Source organism: Pseudomonas lini, from assembly GCF_030812475.1.
GTDB lineage: Bacteria > Pseudomonadota > Gammaproteobacteria > Pseudomonadales > Pseudomonadaceae > Aquipseudomonas > Aquipseudomonas lini_A.
In genome coordinates, this window is sequence record NZ_JAUSSR010000003.1 from 295985 (window position 1) to 313843 (window position 17859).

Consider the following 17859-nt stretch of genomic DNA (forward strand, 5'->3'; position numbering starts at 1 on the left):
AAGCTTGCTCCGGGCGGCGTTCCGACGATGGACGTGAACGATAACGCGTGCTGCCTGGAGGAACGCGTCGCCTGCAGGTTCTTCACGAGCAATCGAGCGTCGACCGGCTGCTCCTACAGGGTGATCCTGAAAATAGCCGCATCACTGCGCTGAGCCTGCTTGAGATAAGCGCTCAACTCCCGCGCCGGCAAGGGTTTGCTGTAAAGATAACCCTGACCTTCATGACAGCCCTCGGCAATGATGTAGGCCTCTTGCTCGGGGGTCTCCACGCCTTCGGCAATCACTTGCATGCCCAGGCTCTTGCCCAGCTGGATGATCGCCCGAACGATGGTCGCATCGTCGTCATCGTCCAGCAGGTCCTGCACGAAGCTCTTGTCGATCTTGATCTTGTCCAGCGGCAGGCTTTTCAAATAGCTCAGTGACGAATAACCGGTGCCGAAATCGTCAATAGCGATCAATGCGCCGGAGCGACGCAGGCTCAGCAGGTGTTGGGCGGCCGTGCTGATGTCTTCCATCAGGCCGGTTTCGGTGACTTCCAGCTCCAGGCTGCGTGGTGGCAGGCGGTACATCTGCATCAGGTTGTTGACCACCCGCGGCAGCTCGGCGTGGTGCAACTGCACCGTGGACAGGTTGACCGCCATGCGCAAGTCGGCGAACCCCTGGTCATGCCAGTCGCGCAATTGTTTGCAGGACTGATCCAGTACCCATTCACCGATGGCGATGATGGTGCCGTTTTGCTCGGCCAGCGGGATGAACAGCTCCGGTGGTACCAGTCCATGCTCGGGATGCTGCCAGCGAATCAACGCCTCGACGCCCACCACCCGATGATCGCGGTAGCTGATCTGCGGTTGGTAGACGAGGTAGAACTGGTTACGGGCCAGCGCATCGCGCAGGTCTTTTTCCAGTTCGCGGCGGCGCCGCATCTCGGTGTCGACACTGGCGATATAGAACTGATACCGGTTGCGCGAGCGGGTCTTGGCCAGGGTCATGGTCTGCTCGGCTTTTTGCAGCAGCTTCTCGGTGCTGTTGCCGTCTTCGGGAAACAGGGTGATGCCGATGGTGGCGCGCAGGCGGATCTCTTGATGATCGAGGGCGAATGCCGCTTCCAGGTCATCGAGAATGCTTTGGGCCAGCTCGGCCGCTTCGTAGGGCTGTTCGATATCGGCCTGAACCAGGGCGAACTGGTCGCCGCCCAGGCGGGCGAGGGCGCCGAGTCGACCGCTGTGGGCCCGCAGGCGATCGGCCAGGGCCAGCAGCAGTTGGTCACCGGTCTGGTAGCTGAACTGTTCGTTGATGCCCTTGAAATCGTCGAGGCCGACGCAGAGCACCGCGACCCGCCGCTGCAATTTGCCTGCATCGACCAGGATTTTGTCCAGTTGCTGCTGCAATTGCTGACGGTTTGGCAGGCCGGTGAGGAAATCGTACTGGGCCATGCGCAGCAGGCTGTTTTCCGCTTCGTGACGCAGATGGGTGTTGCGCTCGATGGACTCGAGCAACTGATTGGCGGTGTTGATCCAGAGCCCCAGTTCGTTTTTCTCGTGGCCCTTGAGCTGTGGGATCTTGTGCGCGCTGGGCCGATCCGGATTGATTTCGGTCAGATGCTCGATGATACGCGACAGCGGTTTGGTCAGCAGCCAGTGGTAGACCAGGTACAGCACCAGTGCCATGGCCAGGGCGCGCAATACGCCGGAAATGAAGATGATCACCGAACTGACGATGAACCCATGGCCGTAAGTCGCGGTGTCGAGGGTGATGCTCAGGTCGCCGTAATATTCGCTGTAAGGGCCGCGACCCACCAGCTGGGTGGTGAAGGTGCGTTCCTTGCCGAGGATCAAGTCGGTCAGCCAGCGACTGTTGGATTGCTGCAACTTACGGGACTTTTGCGCCAGCATGGCCTCGTTGGGGTGACCGATGGAAGCCTGGCGCACGGCGTCGTCCTGGAACAGGCCTTCAATGACCTGCATACCCATCTCCCGGTCCAGGCTGTAGACGGCCTGGGTCGAGGGGTCGCGGAACATGTCGAGGATACGCTGGGCATCGTTGGCTACGGCCTGACGGGTTTTATAAGCATCGAAAACGATCTGCGCGCAGCTCAAGACCACACCGACGATCAATGCCGACAGGAGCACGACCCGGAGCAACTTCACCGACAAGCTGTTCTTGAGTTCCAGCTTCAAAGAGTCATTCCTTGTTCCGTGCGGGTAGCATCAGGTAGCCATGAGTATTGGCAATCCGGTAATGGCAGTCAAAGGGACAATCAAGCACAGGGGCATTTGCCTGTGGCTTGGCCGAAATGCTGTTGTCGGGTGTTTTTTTGTCTATTAGTACTGTGTCGGTTGTTGAGTCCTTCAACTTTAGGGGGATTTTGACTTATTTTCCTTTTGGATGATGTTAGACGGCTGTGGCGTTGGGGCAAGGGGCTGAATGCTGGTTTCATTGTGGGAAATTGGCGTGGTTTTTTCCGATGGACGCGATTTTTTGGTCTTGGCGGCCTGGTAGCCGACCAGGTGCTTGGTGGTTGAGTACATATCCGTTGCTGCGGTAACGGCCGCTTACGGTTTCGCCCTGACGGTCGACTCCCTTTGGCAAACGCCCCAAAGGAAGCAAAGGTCTCGCCCCAGCGTCCGGCCCCTCGCTAAGGCTCGGGGTTCCTTCGCTCCGGTGTCCATCCGGGGACACTGCCCGCAGGTTGGCTTCGCTACGACCTACATGCAGCGTGTTCGACTGCGTCGAACGGCGCTGCGCGCCACTCCCCGGATGAACACCTCCACTCAGCCTCCCGAAGGGGCGGGTGGATCAAGATCAAGAGCTGCAGGCGAGCTAACGCTCGGCCTGATGAGTGGTGGGGAGCGGCGGTGTACGCTGATCCAGTGTAGGAGCGAGCTTGCTCGCGATGGTCGTTAACGATAACGCGTGTTTACTGGCTAAACGCGAGCGCTCTTGAGTCCATCGCGAGCAAGCTCGCTCCTACAATTTCCTGACCGGCATTGAGGCTTGCCTGCCGCACTGATCCTGCAGATGTACCCAAAACCCCTGTAGGAGCTGGCTTGCCAGCGAAGACGGCCTGACAGCCGACCTGATGTCACGGATGTACCCGGCCCCTTGTAGGAGCTGGCTTGCCAGCGAAGGCGGCCTGATAGCCAACCAATCAATTCCTGCTGCCCCGATTGATCATTCCCACGCTTGCGAGCGGGAATGCCGTCAGGGACGCTCCGCGTTCCGCTTTTACCTGTTTAAGTACATACAAAATTGCCAGACCTTTCCCACACAGTTTTCAGGTTGCCCGTCGGAAGCAGACTCAATAGCCTCTAACTGTCGCTGAAAACTCAGCGATCGGGCGTGAGAACCCGGAGGAATAATGTTAATTCAGTGCTATTAACACCATAATTGCCGCCAGCTTATCTGCTGCCTGCGATTACGTTATGGCGGCTGTGTGCGGGCAGACTTCGGTCTGGCCGGAATTATCCTCACCGGTTTCTCACTCCGCACACAGCTGCCACCTCTTCGTCCGCGTGAGAAACGGCAAGTGATGGTTTCGATTTTATGAGGAATGTCACTTGGATAAGTTAATCCCCGATCCCCCCGTCAACACCACCAAACCCTACAGCCCCAACACCCTGTTCATGATCGTCCCCGACACGGATACCGAATCCCTCCTCGCCCATGCCTGCGAATCATTAGCTTCAGCCAACGTCATCGCCAATGACTTCGCCACCTACCTGACCGGCCCCCAGCGCAGCACTGCGCTGGCCATCGCGCAGATCGTCATGCTGGCGGAACTGGCGGTGAATCGGGCGCTGGACAACATCGATCCGCAGTAGTCCGCAGGCTAACCGCATTATCGTTCTTCGCCGGCAAGCCGGTCTCGCTCCACAGGTGCAGCGTTGTCCTTGTGGGAGCGTGACCGGCTTGCCGTCGAAGGCGGTCCGAAAGCCGACCTGGATTTTACGGATTAATCCAGACTCTGTAGGAGCTGGCTTGCCAGCGAAGGCGGTGTCCCTGATCCACCGCGTCGTCTGGTTCGCCAGCAAGCCGGCTCCTACAAGTGGGCACAAAAAAACCCGGCTAAAAAGCCGGGTTTTCTGACTGGCATCGATCTTAAGCGGTGAAGGTTTTGCCTTCGAACTGCTCAGCCACGAACTTCCAGTTGACCAGGTTCCAGAACGCTTCGACGTACTTCGGACGAAGGTTGCGGTAGTCGATGTAGTAGGCGTGTTCCCAGACGTCGCAGGTCAGCAGCGGGGTGTCGCCGCTGGTCAGCGGGTTGCCGGCGCCGATGGTGCTGGCCAGGGCCAGGGAACCGTCGGCTTTTTTCACCAGCCAGCCCCAACCGGAACCGAAGGTGCCGATGGACGTCTTGCTGAATTCTTCCTTGAACTTGTCGAACGAACCGAACGAAGCATTGATTGCCTCAGCCAGTGCGCCGCTTGGCTGACCGCCGGCGTTTGGCGCCAGGCAGTTCCAGTAGAAGGTGTGGTTCCAGACCTGAGCGGCGTTGTTGAAGATGCCGCCCGAGGAAGTCTTGACGATTTCTTCCAGGGTCTTGCCTTCGAACTCGGTGCCTGGCACCAGGTTGTTCAGGTTCACGACATAGGTGTTGTGGTGCTTGTCGTGGTGGTATTCCAGAGTTTCCTTGGAAATATGCGGCTGCAGGGCATCGTGTGCGTACGGCAGCGGCGGCAATTCGAAAGCCATGATAATTCTCCTAATCAGGTCAGTTGCGGTGAGCGCAAGGCCGATCACGGGCGGCCAAACATGCGCCGGGGAGTTTGTACTCTTTGCGGCGCAGGGTTCGGATCATAGCACCGGGGGGGCGGCATAACCACGCAACAACTGTGTGGAATAGAGGTTCCAGAGCCTTTTGGAATAAATCACGCGGCGGTGATCAACTGGAACGCTACGGTAAACATCATTACCGCCACCAACAGGTCAAGAATTCGCCAGGTGCTAGGGCGCGCCAGCCACGGCGCCAGCCATGCGGCACCCAGCGCCAAGGTGAAAAACCACAGCAACGAAGCGCTCGCTGCGCCCACCACATAAGCGCCTGGTTCGGTTTGTTGGGCACCGAGGGAGCCGATCAGCAGCACGGTGTCCAGATAGACGTGCGGGTTGAGCAAGGTCACGGCCAGTGCGCTGAGCAGTACCGCGCGCAGTGAGCGTACGGTCTGGTTTTCGCCTTGTTGCAGGCTCTGTTTCGAGCACGCCCGACGCAGCGCCAGGCTGCCGTACCACAGCAGAAACGCGGCGCCACCCCAACGGGCAATAGCCAGCAGGGTCGGGTTCTGCGCCAGCACCGTCGCCAGGCCGAAGACCCCGGCCGCCACCAGCAACGCATCGCAGGTCACGCAGAGCGCCGCCACCGGCAGGTGATGTTCGCGCCGCAGGCTTTGGGCCAGTACGAAGGCGTTCTGGGTGCCGATCGCCATGATCAGCCCCGCGGCCACCAACAGGCCGTTCACATAGCTTTGCCACATAAGGTCTACTCCCCGTTGGCTGCCAGGTCCCGCAGCACCTGCATCGCCCGTTCGGCATCGGCCAGGCCGACGAACAGGTGATCGTGGTAGTAGCCGGCGACCACGTTGCAACTGATGCCGGCACGGCCCAATGCAGTGGCGAACGCGGCGGTCAGGCCGACGGCTTCAAGGGCCGAGTGCACGTTCAGGGTGATCCAGGCCGCGAGGTAGTCGAAACTGAAGCCGGCCTGCTCAGCGCGGGAGCGTTCGAGAATCACGGTCAGCCCTTCCTGTTCGCGGAAACTGCCGACGATCTCCAGGCCACCAGGCAGCTTGCCGTCGCGCAGGGTGCAGAACACATATTCGCCGGGATTGAGTTGCGGGCTCATGCTGTGCAGCAGGGTTGCCAATGACGTTTCGCCAGCCATGTCGATGTTCCTCATTCAAAAGTGCTTGCTGGCTATTCTCCGGTGCTACGTTGTATAAGAAAAACCAATATTGCTGATCGCTCATTAGGAATACTGATGTTCGACTACAAATTGCTTTCTGCCTTGGCCGCGGTGGTCGAGCAAGCGGGATTCGAGCGCGCGGCGCAGGTGCTGGGGTTGTCCCAATCGGCGATCTCGCAGCGCATCAAGTTGCTGGAGGCGCGGGTTGGCCAACCGGTGTTGGTGCGAGTGACGCCACCGGCCCCGACTGAAATCGGTCGGCGGTTGCTCAACCACGTGCAGCAAGTGCGTTTGCTTGAGCGCGATCTGCAGACCCTGGTACCGGCCCTGGACGAAGAAGGGCTGCCGGAACGCCTGCGCATCGCCCTGAATGCCGACAGCCTGGCCACCTGGTGGGCGGTGGCGGTGGGCGACTTCTGTGCGGAGCAACATTTGCTGCTGGACCTGGTGGTCGAAGACCAGACCGTCGGCCTCAAACGCATGCGCGCAGGCGAAGTGGCGGCCTGCGTCTGTGCCAGCGAGCGCCCGGTGGCTGGCGCGCGCAGTGTGTTGCTGGGCGCGATGCGCTACCGCGCGCTGGCCAGCCCAGCCTTCATTGCCCGGCATTTTCCCGAAGGTGTGCGTGCCGAGCGGTTGGCACAGACCCCGGCGCTGGTATTCGGTCCGGACGACTTCCTGCAGCATCGCTATCTGGCCTCTCTGGGTGTGGACGGCGGTTTCGAACACCATTTATGTCCATCGTCCGAAGGTTTTATCCGTCTCACGGAGGCCGGCCTGGGGTGGGGGCTGGTGCCTGAGCTGCAGGTGCGCGATCAACTGGAGCGAGGCGTGCTGCGCGAGCTTTTGCCAGATAAGCCCATCGATGTGCCGCTGTACTGGCATCATTGGCGCAATGGCGGTCAGCTGTTGGGGTTGCTCACCGATCAATTGGTGCGCTCATCGAAGCAATGGCTGGTGCCTTGGGAGCAGCCTTGAGCGTCAAGCTGCAAGCTGCAAGTAAAGCGCTTGTGGACCGTTTTTAGCTTGCAGCTTGTGGCTTGAAGCTTGCACCTGCATTTGTTGGAGCAATACATGAAGATTCTGGTTACCGGCGCCAGCGGTTTCATTGGCGGGCGCTTTGCGCGTTTTGCCTTGGAACAGGGGCTGGACGTGCGGGTCAACGGTCGCCGGGCCGAGAGTGTGGAGCATTTGGTGCGCCGTGGCGCCGAGTTCATCCAGGGCGACCTGAGCGACCCGCAGCTGGCGCGAGACTTGTGCCGCGACGTTGAAGCGGTGGTCCATTGCGCTGGCGCTGTCGGGTTGTGGGGGCGTTACCAGGACTTTCATCAAGGCAACGTCCAGGTCACCGAAAACGTGGTCGAAGCCTGCCTGAAACAGCGGGTTCGGCGGCTGGTGCACTTGTCGTCGCCATCGATCTATTTCGATGGCCGCGATCATCTTGGGTTGACCGAAGAACAGGTGCCCAAGCGCTTCAGGCATCCCTACGCGGCGACCAAATACCTGGCCGAGCAAAAGGTCTTCGGTGCCCAGGAATTCGGCCTCGAAACCCTGGCCTTGCGCCCGCGCTTCGTAACGGGTGCCGGCGACATGAGCATTTTCCCACGGTTGCTGAACATGCAACGCAAAGGTCGCCTGGCAATCATCGGCAACGGTTTGAACAAGGTTGATTTCACCAGCGTGCAGAACCTGAACGAAGCGTTGCTTAGCAGCTTGCTGGCGACGGGCTCAGCCTTGGGCAAGGCCTACAACATCAGTAACGGTGCGCCGGTGCCGTTGTGGGATGTGGTCAATTACGTGATGCGCAGCATGGACGTGCCACAGGTCACCCGCTACCGTTCCTTCGGTCTGGCCTACACCGTGGCCGCGCTCAACGAAGGCGCGTGCAAACTGTGGCCGGGCCGTCCCGAACCGACCTTGTCGCGTCTGGGCATGCAAGTCATGAATAAAAATTTCACCCTGGACATCAGCCGGGCGCGGCACTATCTGGATTACGATCCGAAGGTCAGTCTCTGGACGGCCCTGGACGAGTTCTGTGGCTGGTGGAAGGCTCAGGACATCCACTGAAAAAGCCGGTAATGAACCCAGTCCGCGGGTTCAGGGTCAATCGGTGCGGCAGTGGGGGTTATACTCGCCGCATCAAGCCATCACCGCGTTCCACAAAGGTTGACTCAATGTCCATGCGTAACGATGCCAACGACGACTTCGACGATGTACCGAGCCTGCGTGCAGACAGCCTCGACGACGATGATTTTGTGCCCACCACCCGCACCACGGTGCGTTCGCGCACAACGCCGGTGGTCAAGGTCAAGGGTCCGAGCACCGGCCCGTTGTGGGCACTGGTCGGCGCCTTGATTTTTGCCTTCGCCGGCCTTGCCTGGTGGAGCTTTCAGCAGATCTCGCTGATGGAACAGCAACTGGTGGCGACCCAGGAAAGCTTCGCCCGCATCAGCGAGGAAGCGGCGGGGCGCCTGCAGGACATCTCCGGCAAGGTGGTCGCCAGCCAGACCAACGTCAGCAGCGACAGCGAAGCCCTGAAATTGCAGATCAAACAGCTGGAAGGCAAACTACAGGACCAGGGCAAGCAGCAGCAAGGTGTCGCCGGCCAGACCTCCGAGCTGGACAAGCGCTTGGCGCAGATGACTGCGCAAACCACCGAGCTGGATAAGCGACTGGCGCAGATGACCACCCAGAACACCGAACAACAGAGCGCCAATACCCAATTGCAGGCGCAGGTCAAAGCGTTGGGCAATGAATTGGCCGCGCTGAAAAATGCCCCGACCGACACCAGCAAGATAGACGTGCAGCTGAAAAGCCTCGGGGCCGACATCGCCGCGCTGAAAAAGCAAGGCAACCCGAGCGCTGCCATCGATCGCCTGGAACAAGACATGCTTGTCCTCAAGAGCCAGCAGGACAACCGTCCGAGTGCGGCACAAGGCGCCACCACCGCCGAATTCGACGCCTTCCGTGGCCAGGTCACGCGCAACATCAACACCCTGCAGGCGCAGATTCAGACCCTGGCGCAGCAGCTGCGCGCCCGGCCATAAACCTCTGGCTGACAGCTACTTGGCGAGGGCAGCCCCCTCGCCACTGGCAAGCCGGCACCGCTGAGCCTGCTCGCGAATGAAGGCGACTCGGTTATCTACCGAACCCTATCCTCTCGCCCCCGCAACACCCTGTTCGGCATGGCAATCGCCGCCGCCAGCCCCAGCAGTGACACCGTCGCACTCACCATCAGCAAATGCCGGAAAGTCAGCAACAACTGCGCCCGCAATGCATCCTGCGCCTCCCCCGGGGCAGCGTTCAAACCATCCAGCAAGACATTCCCCGAACTGCCTTCGGCAACCAGCGACGAGCCCGACAGGTGGGCGAAACCGGAGTCCTGCAACAGCGCCAGCAACAGCGCCGACATCAATGCCACGCCCACGGCGCCGCCCAATGAGCGGAACAGGTTGGTGGTGCTGGTGGCCACGCCGATGTCCCGCTGATCCACTGCGTTTTGCGTCCCCACCAACGAAGTCGGGAACTGCATGCCTGAAGCGATACCGCTGAGCAACATGAACAGGCTGCTCAGCGCAAAGGCCTGTGGCGGACTGAACGCCATGCCCATGATCGAAACCGGCATCAGTACGGCACCGGTCAGGATCATCGGTTTGTAACGTCCGGTCACCGAGGTCCGGCGACCGGCGAAATACGCCCCGATCGGCAAGCCGATGGCCAATGGCAGCAGATGCAGCGCGGCGCTGTCGGCCCCGGAGCCGGTGACGCTCTGGAAGCGCAGCGGCATCAGCACAATCAGCGAGATCGCCTGGAAACTGGTGAAGAAAATCGTGCACCAGCACAGGACCGCATTGCGGTTGGCGAACAGGTGCATCGGCAGCAACGGCTCCCGCGCCCGACGCTCATGCCAGACGAACAGCGCCAGGACCACGATCGAGCAGGCGAGCAGGCCTGATACTTCGGTACTGCGCCAGGCATGGCCCTGGCCGACTTCGGTGATGCCCAGCAACAACGCGGTCAAACCGATGATCATCAATAACGTGCCGAAGTAATCGATGATCGGTTTGCGCTGGGGAACCGGCAGCCCCACCAGGGTGCGATGGGCCACCAGCCATGCGCCCAGGCCCAGGGGCAGATTGATCAGGAACACCCAGCGCCAGGACAGGTATTCAGTCATGTAGCCACCGAGTACCGGACCGGCAACGCTGGCGACCGCGTACATGCTGCTGAAATAGCCCTGGTAACGACCGCGTTCCCTGGGCGGCACGATGTCGCCGATGATGGCCTGGCTGACCGAAATCATCCCGCCGGCGCCAATGCCCTGGAAAATCCGCGCCAGCACCAGCTGCTCCATGCTCTGCGCCAGGCCGCAGAACACCGAAGCCAGCGTGAACAGGCCCATGCCGAACAGCATCAACCTGCGGCGACCGTACAGGTCGCCCAATTTGCCGTAGATCGGCACGGCAACGGTCATGGCCACCATGTAGCCGGAAATGACCCAGGCCAACAGGCTGACATCCTTGAATTGCGCGGAGATGGCCGGCATTGAAACCGCGACGATTGTCTGGTCCAGCGCGCCGAGAAATATGGCCAGCATCAGGGCGATCAGCACGCTGCGAATGGCCGGCTTGGGCATATCAGGCGAGTGGAGATTGGTCACGGTATAACCTGCGGGCAGTGATTTGACACCCGCCAGGCGCAAGGCGAGCGGGCAGTGCTCGCCAGTGTAAGTCGGTAGTAGGCTATTCGATAGCCTGATACGGAAGTCCGACGTCATTTACTGCAAGGATTTTTCGATCCGATACGGCGTAGACAAATCGTTCGAGCGCCGGCTCGGCCATGTCCGGATAATTTTTGTGGACCGAATGCTGCTTTTTTCACTTGCCGGTCGGCCAATTGAAGGTGAAAACTCAGCCGAACCCTGTACATTCTGCCAATCGATTATCGCCCGCCACCCCCTGAGGCCTGGATTGAAGTGATGAACAAGCCTGACCTGCCTTCGATTCCAGTGTTCAAGCTCTACGGTGAAAGCCTGGACTGGCCAACCCCGGACTTGCTGCACTGTGAAACCATTTCCAATCGCAGCCGCGAACACCAATGGGAAATCAAACCCCACCGTCACGCCGATTTATGCCAGTTGCTCTTCGTATTCAAAGGTCAGGCAGAGCTTGAAATCGAAGGCAAACGTGCGCAACTGACCGAACCGGCGATCCAGATCCTGCCACCGTTGTCGGTGCATGGCTTTCGGTTTTCCGAAGACGTCGAAGGGTTCGTGGTCACCCTGGCCGCGCCACTGGTTGCCCATCTGCAGGTGCAATTGGGCAACTCGATGAATGCCTTGGCCGAGGCTGAAAGATACCCGGCGGGCCAGGATGGCGAGTACCTCAACAGTCTGTTTGCCGCGCTGCAAAACGAGTACACAGGGCATCAACCGGCCCGGGAGATGCTCATGCATTCGCTGGTCAGCGTGATCATGGTATGGGTCAGCCGTCAGGTGATTCAACGCCGCTCCGCCAGCCAGCGCCCACAGCGAGCCCGGGAGTACCTCAACGGGTTTATCCAGTTGGTGGAAGAAACCTATCGCCAGCACGTCAAAGTCGAAGATCTGGCGCATCGGCTGGGAATCTCCGTGTCCCACCTCAACGGCACGTGTCGAGAGTTGGCCGGGCAACCGGCGTTGCAGATCATGCACGAGCGACAGTTGCTGGAGGCCAAGCGTTTGCTGACCTACACCAGCATGACCATTTATGAAATGTCCGACGTATTGGGGTTTTCCGATCCGACCAACTTCACACGCCTGTTCCGACGCCGGGTGGGGATCTCGCCCAAGGCTTTTCGCGACCGCTTGAAGGCCGATCAGGGCAACGAGACCTGACCCCCTTCGTTAACGGAGGGCGTTGAAGGTCGTGTTGTGGGGCATGCAGCGCTCGAAGTTGCAACTCGCCGCTGCACGGGGCAGTTGACGCAACTGCTCTACCCGCCAGGCTGCGGTGCCATACAGCGCAAGCGTCGCTGCACAGGTGATGAAAATGGCGAGGTACCTTCTTGTTCTGATGTTCATGGCGCTGACCTCTGAACGAATACCCTTGGGTATTACTTTGAGCATAGGTCAGCGCCAGTGAGTTGCCAGCAAAGCGGCTTTTGCATGTAACCCGGTATTCAGCACGCTGATGTCCCCTTGTGGGAGCGGGCTTGCTCGCGAAAGCGGTGGGTCAGTCGCCATCATTGTTGAATGATCGGAGCGAGCTTGCTCGCGATAGCGGTTGATCATTCAACAAATATGTCGACTGACCCACCGCAATCGCGAGCAAGCTCGCTCCCACAGGGTTGTGCGCCAAGCCTTCGGGCTCAGCGCGCCTGGGCCTGCTCCATCAACCACCCCATCAACTCGCGCAATTTCGGCGAAGGCCCAGGCTTGTCGGGGAAAACCAGGTAATACGCCAACCCGGTTTTCACCTTCAATTCAAACGGCATGACCAGCCTTCCGGCGCTCAGGTCGTCGCCAATCAACGACCAATCGCCAATCGCCACGCCTGTCCCCTGGGACGCCATCGACATCGCCAGGTCCAGCGTTTCGAAATGCTGCCCTTTGCTGACATTGCTTAATTGAAGATCCGCCGCTTTCAACCACGCGTTCCAGTCGCGCTCATCGCGGGTGGGGTGCAGGAGCAAGTGGTGTTGCAGATCGGCAGGTGTCTGCAAGGCCATCGGTCCTTCCAGCATCGGTCGGGAACAGACCGGCGTCAGTTGCTCATCGAACAGGTGATAGGAGGCCAGGGCGCTGTCGGGCGGTGCGCCATACATCACCGCCGCATCGAACTGCTCGCGATGAAAATCGACCCCATGCTTGACCGTGGTGGTCAACTCCACCGGCACATCCGGACGCTCTTTTTGCCATTGTAAAAGCCGCGGCAACAACCAGCGCATGACACAGGTCGGGGCCTTGAGTTGCAGGGTTTCGCGCTTCTCGCCTATCTGCTCCACCGCCTCGTCGATCAAGCGGAAAATCTTCTGGACCCGGGGCAGCCACTCCCGTCCTTTGGCCGTGAGATCGAGGCCCCGGGCCTGGCGAATGAACAATTCATAACCCAGATGATCTTCCAGCCCGGCGATCTGCCGACTGACCGCGCCCTGGGTGATGTACAGCTGCTCGGCGGCCCGGGTGAAGTTGCAGCACTGCGCGGTGATCAGAAAAGTGTGCAGCGCCGGCAGGGGAGGCAATCGTTTCATTGGGATCCAAGGTATGACGTGAGGACATGGCTAGTATGACTTTTTATCCATTGTTGCGGGTACGTGTCGCCCGTTCCAATGAGGCCATCCCTGGACCTGCCCGCTCATCATAAACACTGCGCAGGCCTGGCGTCTCAATCGAACAAGAAGGGCAACGACATGGCGACGTGCGGCGAAGTATTGGTCAAGTTACTCGAAGATTATGGGGTGAAGGAGGTGTTTGGCATTCCCGGGGTTCACACCGTGGAGCTGTACCGCGGGCTGGCCCGTTCGAGCATCAACCACGTCACTCCGCGTCACGAACAGGGCGCCGGCTTCATGGCCGACGGCTATGCGCGCACCAGCGGCAAGCCGGGCGTGTGCTTTATCATTACCGGCCCTGGCATGACCAACATCACCACCGCCATGGGCCAGGCCTATGCCGATTCGATCCCGATGCTGGTGATCTCCAGCGTACAGACCCGCCACCAGTTGGGCGGCGGTCGCGGCAAGCTGCATGAACTGCCGAACCAGAGCGCCCTGGTCGGCGGAGTGGCGGCGTTTTCCCACACCCTGATGTCCGCGTCCGAGTTGCCGGGTGTGCTGGCCCGTGCCTTTGCCCTGTTCCAGGCCGGTCGTCCGCGTCCGGTGCACATCGAAATCCCCCTGGACGTTCTGGTCGAAGAGGCCGATGACCTGCTCGCCAGCGTGCCGGTGAACATCGATCGCGCCGGTGCCTCGCCGAGCGCAGTCAGGCGCATGACCGAATTGCTCGCCGGTGCCAAACGCCCGTTGATTCTCGCGGGTGGCGGTGCCATCAATGCCGCCGCCGAACTGACTGAGCTGGCGGAACTGCTGGACGCGCCGGTGGCCCTGACCATCAACGCCAAAGGCATGCTCGAATCCAGCCATCCGCTGCTGATCGGTTCGACCCAGAGCCTGGTCGCGACCCGTGCCCTGGTGGCCGAGGCCGACGTGGTATTGGCGATCGGCACCGAACTGGCCGAGACCGACTACGACGTGACCTTCGCCGGTGGATTCGAGATTCCTGGCAAGTTGCTGCGGGTGGACATCGACCCGGATCAGACCGTGCGCAACTATCCGCCACACGTGGCGCTGGTGTCCGACTCGCGTCATGCAGCCCAAGCCTTGCTAAGCGCACTGTCCCATCAGTCGCTGGCCGAACGCCGCAACGATTGGGGCCAGGTTCGTGCCGCCCGCTTGCGCGAAGAACTGGCCGCCACCTGGGATGCGCCGACCCTGGCCCAGACCCGCTTCCTGGAAACCGTTTTGCACGAGTTGCCGAATGCCGTATTCGTCGGCGATTCAACCCAGCCCGTTTATACCGGCAACCTGACGTTCAACCCGGAACGCCCGCGTCGCTGGTTCAACTCGTCCACCGGCTACGGCACCCTCGGCTATGCATTGCCGGCAGCGATTGGCGCCTGGCTTGGCGGCAGCGTTGAAAAGGGCGCCCGCCCTCCCGTGGTATGCCTGATTGGCGACGGCGGCCTGCAATTCACTCTGCCGGAACTGGCCAGCGCCGTTGAAGCGCGTACCCCGGTGATCGTCCTGCTGTGGAATAACCAGGGCTACGAAGAGATCAAGAAATACATGGTCAACCGCGCCATCGAGCCGGTCGGCGTGGACATCTATACCCCGGACTTCATCGGCGTGGCCAAGGCGCTGGGTTGTGCCGCCGAAGCCGTCAAGGGTGTCGAGCAACTGCGCAGCGCACTGCGCGCCGCCACCGATCGCCAAGGCCCGACGCTGATCGAAATCGACCAGAGCCAGTGGATGCAGGCGGTGTCGAAATGAGTTTTCCTACGACGCTCGATGGCCTGTACATCAATGGCCAATGGTCGGCCGGCAGCGAACATCTGCGGGTGATCAATCCCGCGACCGAAGCCTTGCTGACCACCGTCAATGGCGGTGATGAACGCGCTGTCGAGCAAGCGGTCTGCGCGGCGACCGAAGCTTTCAAGGGCTGGTCGGGCACTACCGGCGCTGAGCGTGGCGCGATCCTGCGCAACATCGCCGCGGGCGTGCAGGCCGGTCGCGAGCGGTTGATGCACTTGCAGTCGAGCAACAACGGCAAGCCGCTGTTCGAAGCGGCCATCGACGTCGATGACGTGATCGCCACGTTCGAGTATTACGCCGGGCTGGCTGAAGGCCTCGACGGGAAACAGGACAGCGCGGTCGAGTTGCCTGGCGACGATTTCAGCGCCCGTCTGCGCCGCGAACCCTGCGGTGTGGCCGGCCTGATCGTGCCATGGAATTTCCCTATGGTCACCACCGCCTGGAAACTCGCCCCGGCGTTGGCCGCCGGTTGCTGCGTGGTGCTCAAACCCTCGGAAGTCACCCCGCTGCCGGAGCTGGAACTGGCGGCGATCATCGCCGGGGCGGGCCTGCCCAAGGGCGTGTTCAACCTGGTTTGCGGTACGGGCCTGGCGGTCGGTGCGCCGCTGTCGGCCGATCCGCGTATTGCCAAGATATCTTTCACTGGCAGCAACGCGGTCGGCGTGCAGGTGATGCAACGGGCTGCGGAAACGGTGAAGGGCGTCAGCCTGGAACTGGGAGGTAAATCCTCGCTGCTGGTGCTGGCCGATGCCGATCTCGAACTGGCCGTGGAAGTGGCCTGTGGCGGCGGTTTCTTCAACGCCGGGCAGATGTGTTCGGCCACCAGCCGCGTGCTGGTCGCCGATGAATTGGCCGATGAGTTCCTGTCGAAACTGAAAGCCCGCGCCGAAGCGATTCGCGTGGCGGATCCGTTCGACCCGAACGTGGAAATGGGCGCACTGGTCAATCAGGCGCAATACCAGCGCGTACTCGGCCACATCGATCGCGGTTTGAGTGCTGGCGCGAGGCTGGTGTGCGGCGGCAATCGTCCGGCAGACCTGCCGCGGGGCTATTTTTTGCAGCCGACGATTTTCACCGACGTGCCCCTGGACAGTGCGCTGTGGTGTGAAGAGATTTTTGGCCCGGTGATCTGCGTGCGCAGTTTTGCCAGCGAAGCCGAGGCCATTGCCCTGGCCAACGACAGCCAGTTCGGCCTGGTGGCCAGCGTCGTTACTCGCGATACCGAGGCTGCGGATCGGGTCGCCAATGCCTTGCAGGCGGGGCTGGTGTGGATCAACGCCCCGCAAGTGATCTTCCCGCAGACCGCTTGGGGTGGCTACAAGCAGAGCAGCATCGGCCGCGAGTTGGGCCCGTGGGGATTGCAGGCCTTTCAGGAAATCAAACACGTGATTCGGGCGCTCTGACGGCCCTCCTGTAGGAGCGAGCTTGCTCGCGATGGACGTTAACGATTACGCGGGCTGCCTGGATGAACGCGGCGCCCTCACGTTTTTCGCGAGCAAGCTCGCTCCTACAAGAGGCATGCACCGGCGTCATGGCTTCAATGAGTTTTTATCGATAGTCAGCTGTTTTGCACGACCTCAGGATGAAGCTGTCGGCGCCGCTCTTGCCCTTTGAAACCGGGGGCTTCAAGCAGATTCGACCGCGCGGATGCAAGGGTTGCGACCCACCTCATACTTACAAAAACAAAGGGAGTCCTTCATGGGCGAGCATGATCTGAACAGACGTCAATTCATCAAAACCGTGGGCGTGGCGTCCGTCGCCGCGGCGGCCATGAGCCTGCCCTTCGTCCGGGCCAATGCCAGCGACACGCGCTTCCAGGGCAAGACCCTGCGCCTGCTGACCTGGTCCGATGACACCGGCCTGGCTGCACTGCGCAATATCGCGGCAACCTTCGAGGACAAGTACGGTTGCAAGGTCATCGCCGACCGCACCGGCAGCACTTCGGAAATGGTCGCAAAACTCAAGGCCGCCGGTGATCGTCCGCAGTACGATGTCATCACCCTGGCCGGCGTCGGCGCCGAAGGCCTGGCTGCCGCCGGACTCCTGGAAAAACCCGACCTCAACCGCATTCCCAACCTGGTCGATGTGCCGGAGAAATATCGCACAGGCGCCAGTGGCCACGGCATTGGCTACCTGCTGTGGTGCAACAGTCTGGTCTACAGCACCCGCACCGTGAAAGACGCACCGGACAGCTACGCCGCGATGTGGGATGCGGACCTGTCGCCGAACATTTTCCTGCCGCCGCCAAACTGGACCGAGGCCATGGACCTGATCATCATTGCCGCCAAACTGGCCGGTGGTGACGAGCACAACATCGAACCTGGCTTCAAGAAACTCGCCGAACTCAAGGATCGCGTGGTGACCTTGGGGGAAAACCCGAACCAGATCGCCGAGTTGTTTCGCACCGGTTCCCTGGACATGGGCGGCTTGTACGCACCGGCGTTTTTCCCGAAACAGATCCGCGATCCGGCCTACGGTCTGGGCGCCACTTTCGGTATGAAGGAAGGCTTCTACACCGACCTGATGCTGTCGGTGATGCCGAAGAATCGTCCGGGCGATACCGACCTGGTCTACGCCTTCATCAACCACTCCCTGGACCCGCTGGTGCAGGGCAAGATGGCCGAGGACATTTACAACGGTCCGGTCAATGCCAAGGCAATCATCTCCGCCGAAGCGCGCAAGAGCCCGTACATCCTTACGCCGGAGCAGATTGCCGAGAAAGCGATCATGCACGACAACGCCTTCCTGGCCTCCGTGCATGACCAATGGATTCGTCGTTATACGGAAATCTTTTCTTCCTGATCGAGTGGCGAACACAGGATCTTCAACCACTGAAGATCCCCTGTGGGAGCGAGCTTGCTCGCGATTGCTGACTGTCATTCAACATTGAT

The 17859-nt window shown here is 60.6% G+C and carries 15 protein-coding genes; 8 read left to right on the forward strand and 7 right to left on the reverse strand.

Annotated features, from left to right (window positions below):
• Nucleotides 1-113: 113 nt before the first annotated feature.
• The gene (locus J2W17_RS07760) at nt 114-2177 is read right to left on the reverse strand and encodes a putative bifunctional diguanylate cyclase/phosphodiesterase (RefSeq protein ID WP_307331768.1); all 2064 of its coding nucleotides are present in this window, start codon (nt 2175-2177) and stop codon (nt 114-116) included.
• A 1380-nt stretch (nt 2178-3557) separates the two neighbouring features.
• On the opposite strand from J2W17_RS07760, the gene J2W17_RS07765 reads away from it, so the two are divergent.
• Nucleotides 3558-3821, forward strand: a complete 264-nt coding sequence (locus J2W17_RS07765; protein ID WP_150785892.1) for a DUF6124 family protein — start codon at nt 3558-3560, stop codon at nt 3819-3821.
• A gap of 277 nt (nt 3822-4098) precedes the next feature.
• Here the strand turns inward: J2W17_RS07765 and J2W17_RS07770 are convergent, their stop codons facing one another.
• From J2W17_RS07770 to J2W17_RS07780, 3 genes are all read right to left on the reverse strand, one after another.
• On the reverse strand, nt 4099-4695 hold the full coding sequence (locus J2W17_RS07770; RefSeq protein ID WP_150798187.1) for a superoxide dismutase: 597 nt from the start codon (nt 4693-4695) through the stop codon (nt 4099-4101).
• Nucleotides 4696-4871: 176 nt separating this feature from the next.
• Nucleotides 4872-5474: a LysE/ArgO family amino acid transporter gene (locus tag J2W17_RS07775; RefSeq protein ID WP_307331774.1), complete on the reverse strand. Its 603-nt coding sequence runs from the start codon at nt 5472-5474 to the stop codon at nt 4872-4874.
• Between the two features lie 5 nt (nt 5475-5479).
• Nucleotides 5480-5881, reverse strand: a complete 402-nt coding sequence (locus J2W17_RS07780; RefSeq protein ID WP_307331776.1) for an ACT domain-containing protein — start codon at nt 5879-5881, stop codon at nt 5480-5482.
• Between the two features lie 90 nt (nt 5882-5971).
• Here J2W17_RS07780 and J2W17_RS07785 point away from each other — a divergent pair, with 90 nt between their 5' ends.
• From J2W17_RS07785 to J2W17_RS07795, 3 genes are all read left to right on the forward strand, one after another.
• Nucleotides 5972-6877 carry a LysR family transcriptional regulator ArgP gene (locus J2W17_RS07785; protein ID WP_307332395.1) on the forward strand — a complete coding sequence of 302 codons (906 nt, stop codon included), beginning with the start codon at nt 5972-5974 and terminating at the stop codon, nt 6875-6877.
• Between the two features lie 96 nt (nt 6878-6973).
• Nucleotides 6974-7966, forward strand: coding sequence for an NAD-dependent epimerase/dehydratase family protein (locus tag J2W17_RS07790; RefSeq protein ID WP_307331779.1), 993 nt, complete (start codon nt 6974-6976; stop codon nt 7964-7966).
• 107 nt (nt 7967-8073) lie between these two features.
• On the forward strand, nt 8074-8946 hold the full coding sequence (locus tag J2W17_RS07795) for an ATPase (protein ID WP_307331784.1): 873 nt from the start codon (nt 8074-8076) through the stop codon (nt 8944-8946).
• Between the two features lie 95 nt (nt 8947-9041).
• Here the strand turns inward: J2W17_RS07795 and J2W17_RS07800 are convergent, their stop codons facing one another.
• Entirely contained in the window at nt 9042-10559 is a 1518-nt protein-coding gene (locus J2W17_RS07800; RefSeq protein WP_307331786.1) for an MDR family MFS transporter, read from the reverse strand.
• A 318-nt stretch (nt 10560-10877) separates the two neighbouring features.
• Here J2W17_RS07800 and J2W17_RS07805 point away from each other — a divergent pair, with 318 nt between their 5' ends.
• The gene (locus J2W17_RS07805) at nt 10878-11774 is read left to right on the forward strand and encodes a helix-turn-helix domain-containing protein (protein WP_307331789.1); all 897 of its coding nucleotides are present in this window, start codon (nt 10878-10880) and stop codon (nt 11772-11774) included.
• A gap of 9 nt (nt 11775-11783) precedes the next feature.
• On the opposite strand, the gene J2W17_RS07810 is transcribed toward J2W17_RS07805, so the two are convergent.
• Both J2W17_RS07810 and J2W17_RS07815 read right to left on the reverse strand, forming a co-directional pair.
• Nucleotides 11784-11960 carry a hypothetical protein gene (locus tag J2W17_RS07810; protein ID WP_307331792.1) on the reverse strand — a complete coding sequence of 59 codons (177 nt, stop codon included), beginning with the start codon at nt 11958-11960 and terminating at the stop codon, nt 11784-11786.
• Nucleotides 11961-12247: 287 nt separating this feature from the next.
• The gene (locus J2W17_RS07815) at nt 12248-13129 is read right to left on the reverse strand and encodes a LysR substrate-binding domain-containing protein (RefSeq protein WP_307331796.1); all 882 of its coding nucleotides are present in this window, start codon (nt 13127-13129) and stop codon (nt 12248-12250) included.
• Between the two features lie 159 nt (nt 13130-13288).
• Between J2W17_RS07815 and J2W17_RS07820 the strand changes: the two genes are divergently transcribed.
• From J2W17_RS07820 to J2W17_RS07830, 3 genes are all read left to right on the forward strand, one after another.
• A complete protein-coding gene (locus tag J2W17_RS07820; protein WP_307332398.1) occupies nt 13289-14926 on the forward strand; it encodes a 5-guanidino-2-oxopentanoate decarboxylase in 1638 nt (545 codons plus the stop codon).
• On the forward strand, nt 14923-16371 hold the full coding sequence (locus J2W17_RS07825) for an aldehyde dehydrogenase family protein (RefSeq protein WP_307331801.1): 1449 nt from the start codon (nt 14923-14925) through the stop codon (nt 16369-16371). The genes J2W17_RS07820 and J2W17_RS07825 overlap by 4 nt, the downstream gene beginning before the upstream one ends.
• Nucleotides 16372-16666: 295 nt before the next feature.
• Complete coding sequence (locus tag J2W17_RS07830) at nt 16667-17770, forward strand: ABC transporter substrate-binding protein (RefSeq protein ID WP_307331804.1); 1104 nt, start codon at nt 16667-16669, stop codon at nt 17768-17770.
• Nucleotides 17771-17859 lie beyond the last annotated feature (89 nt).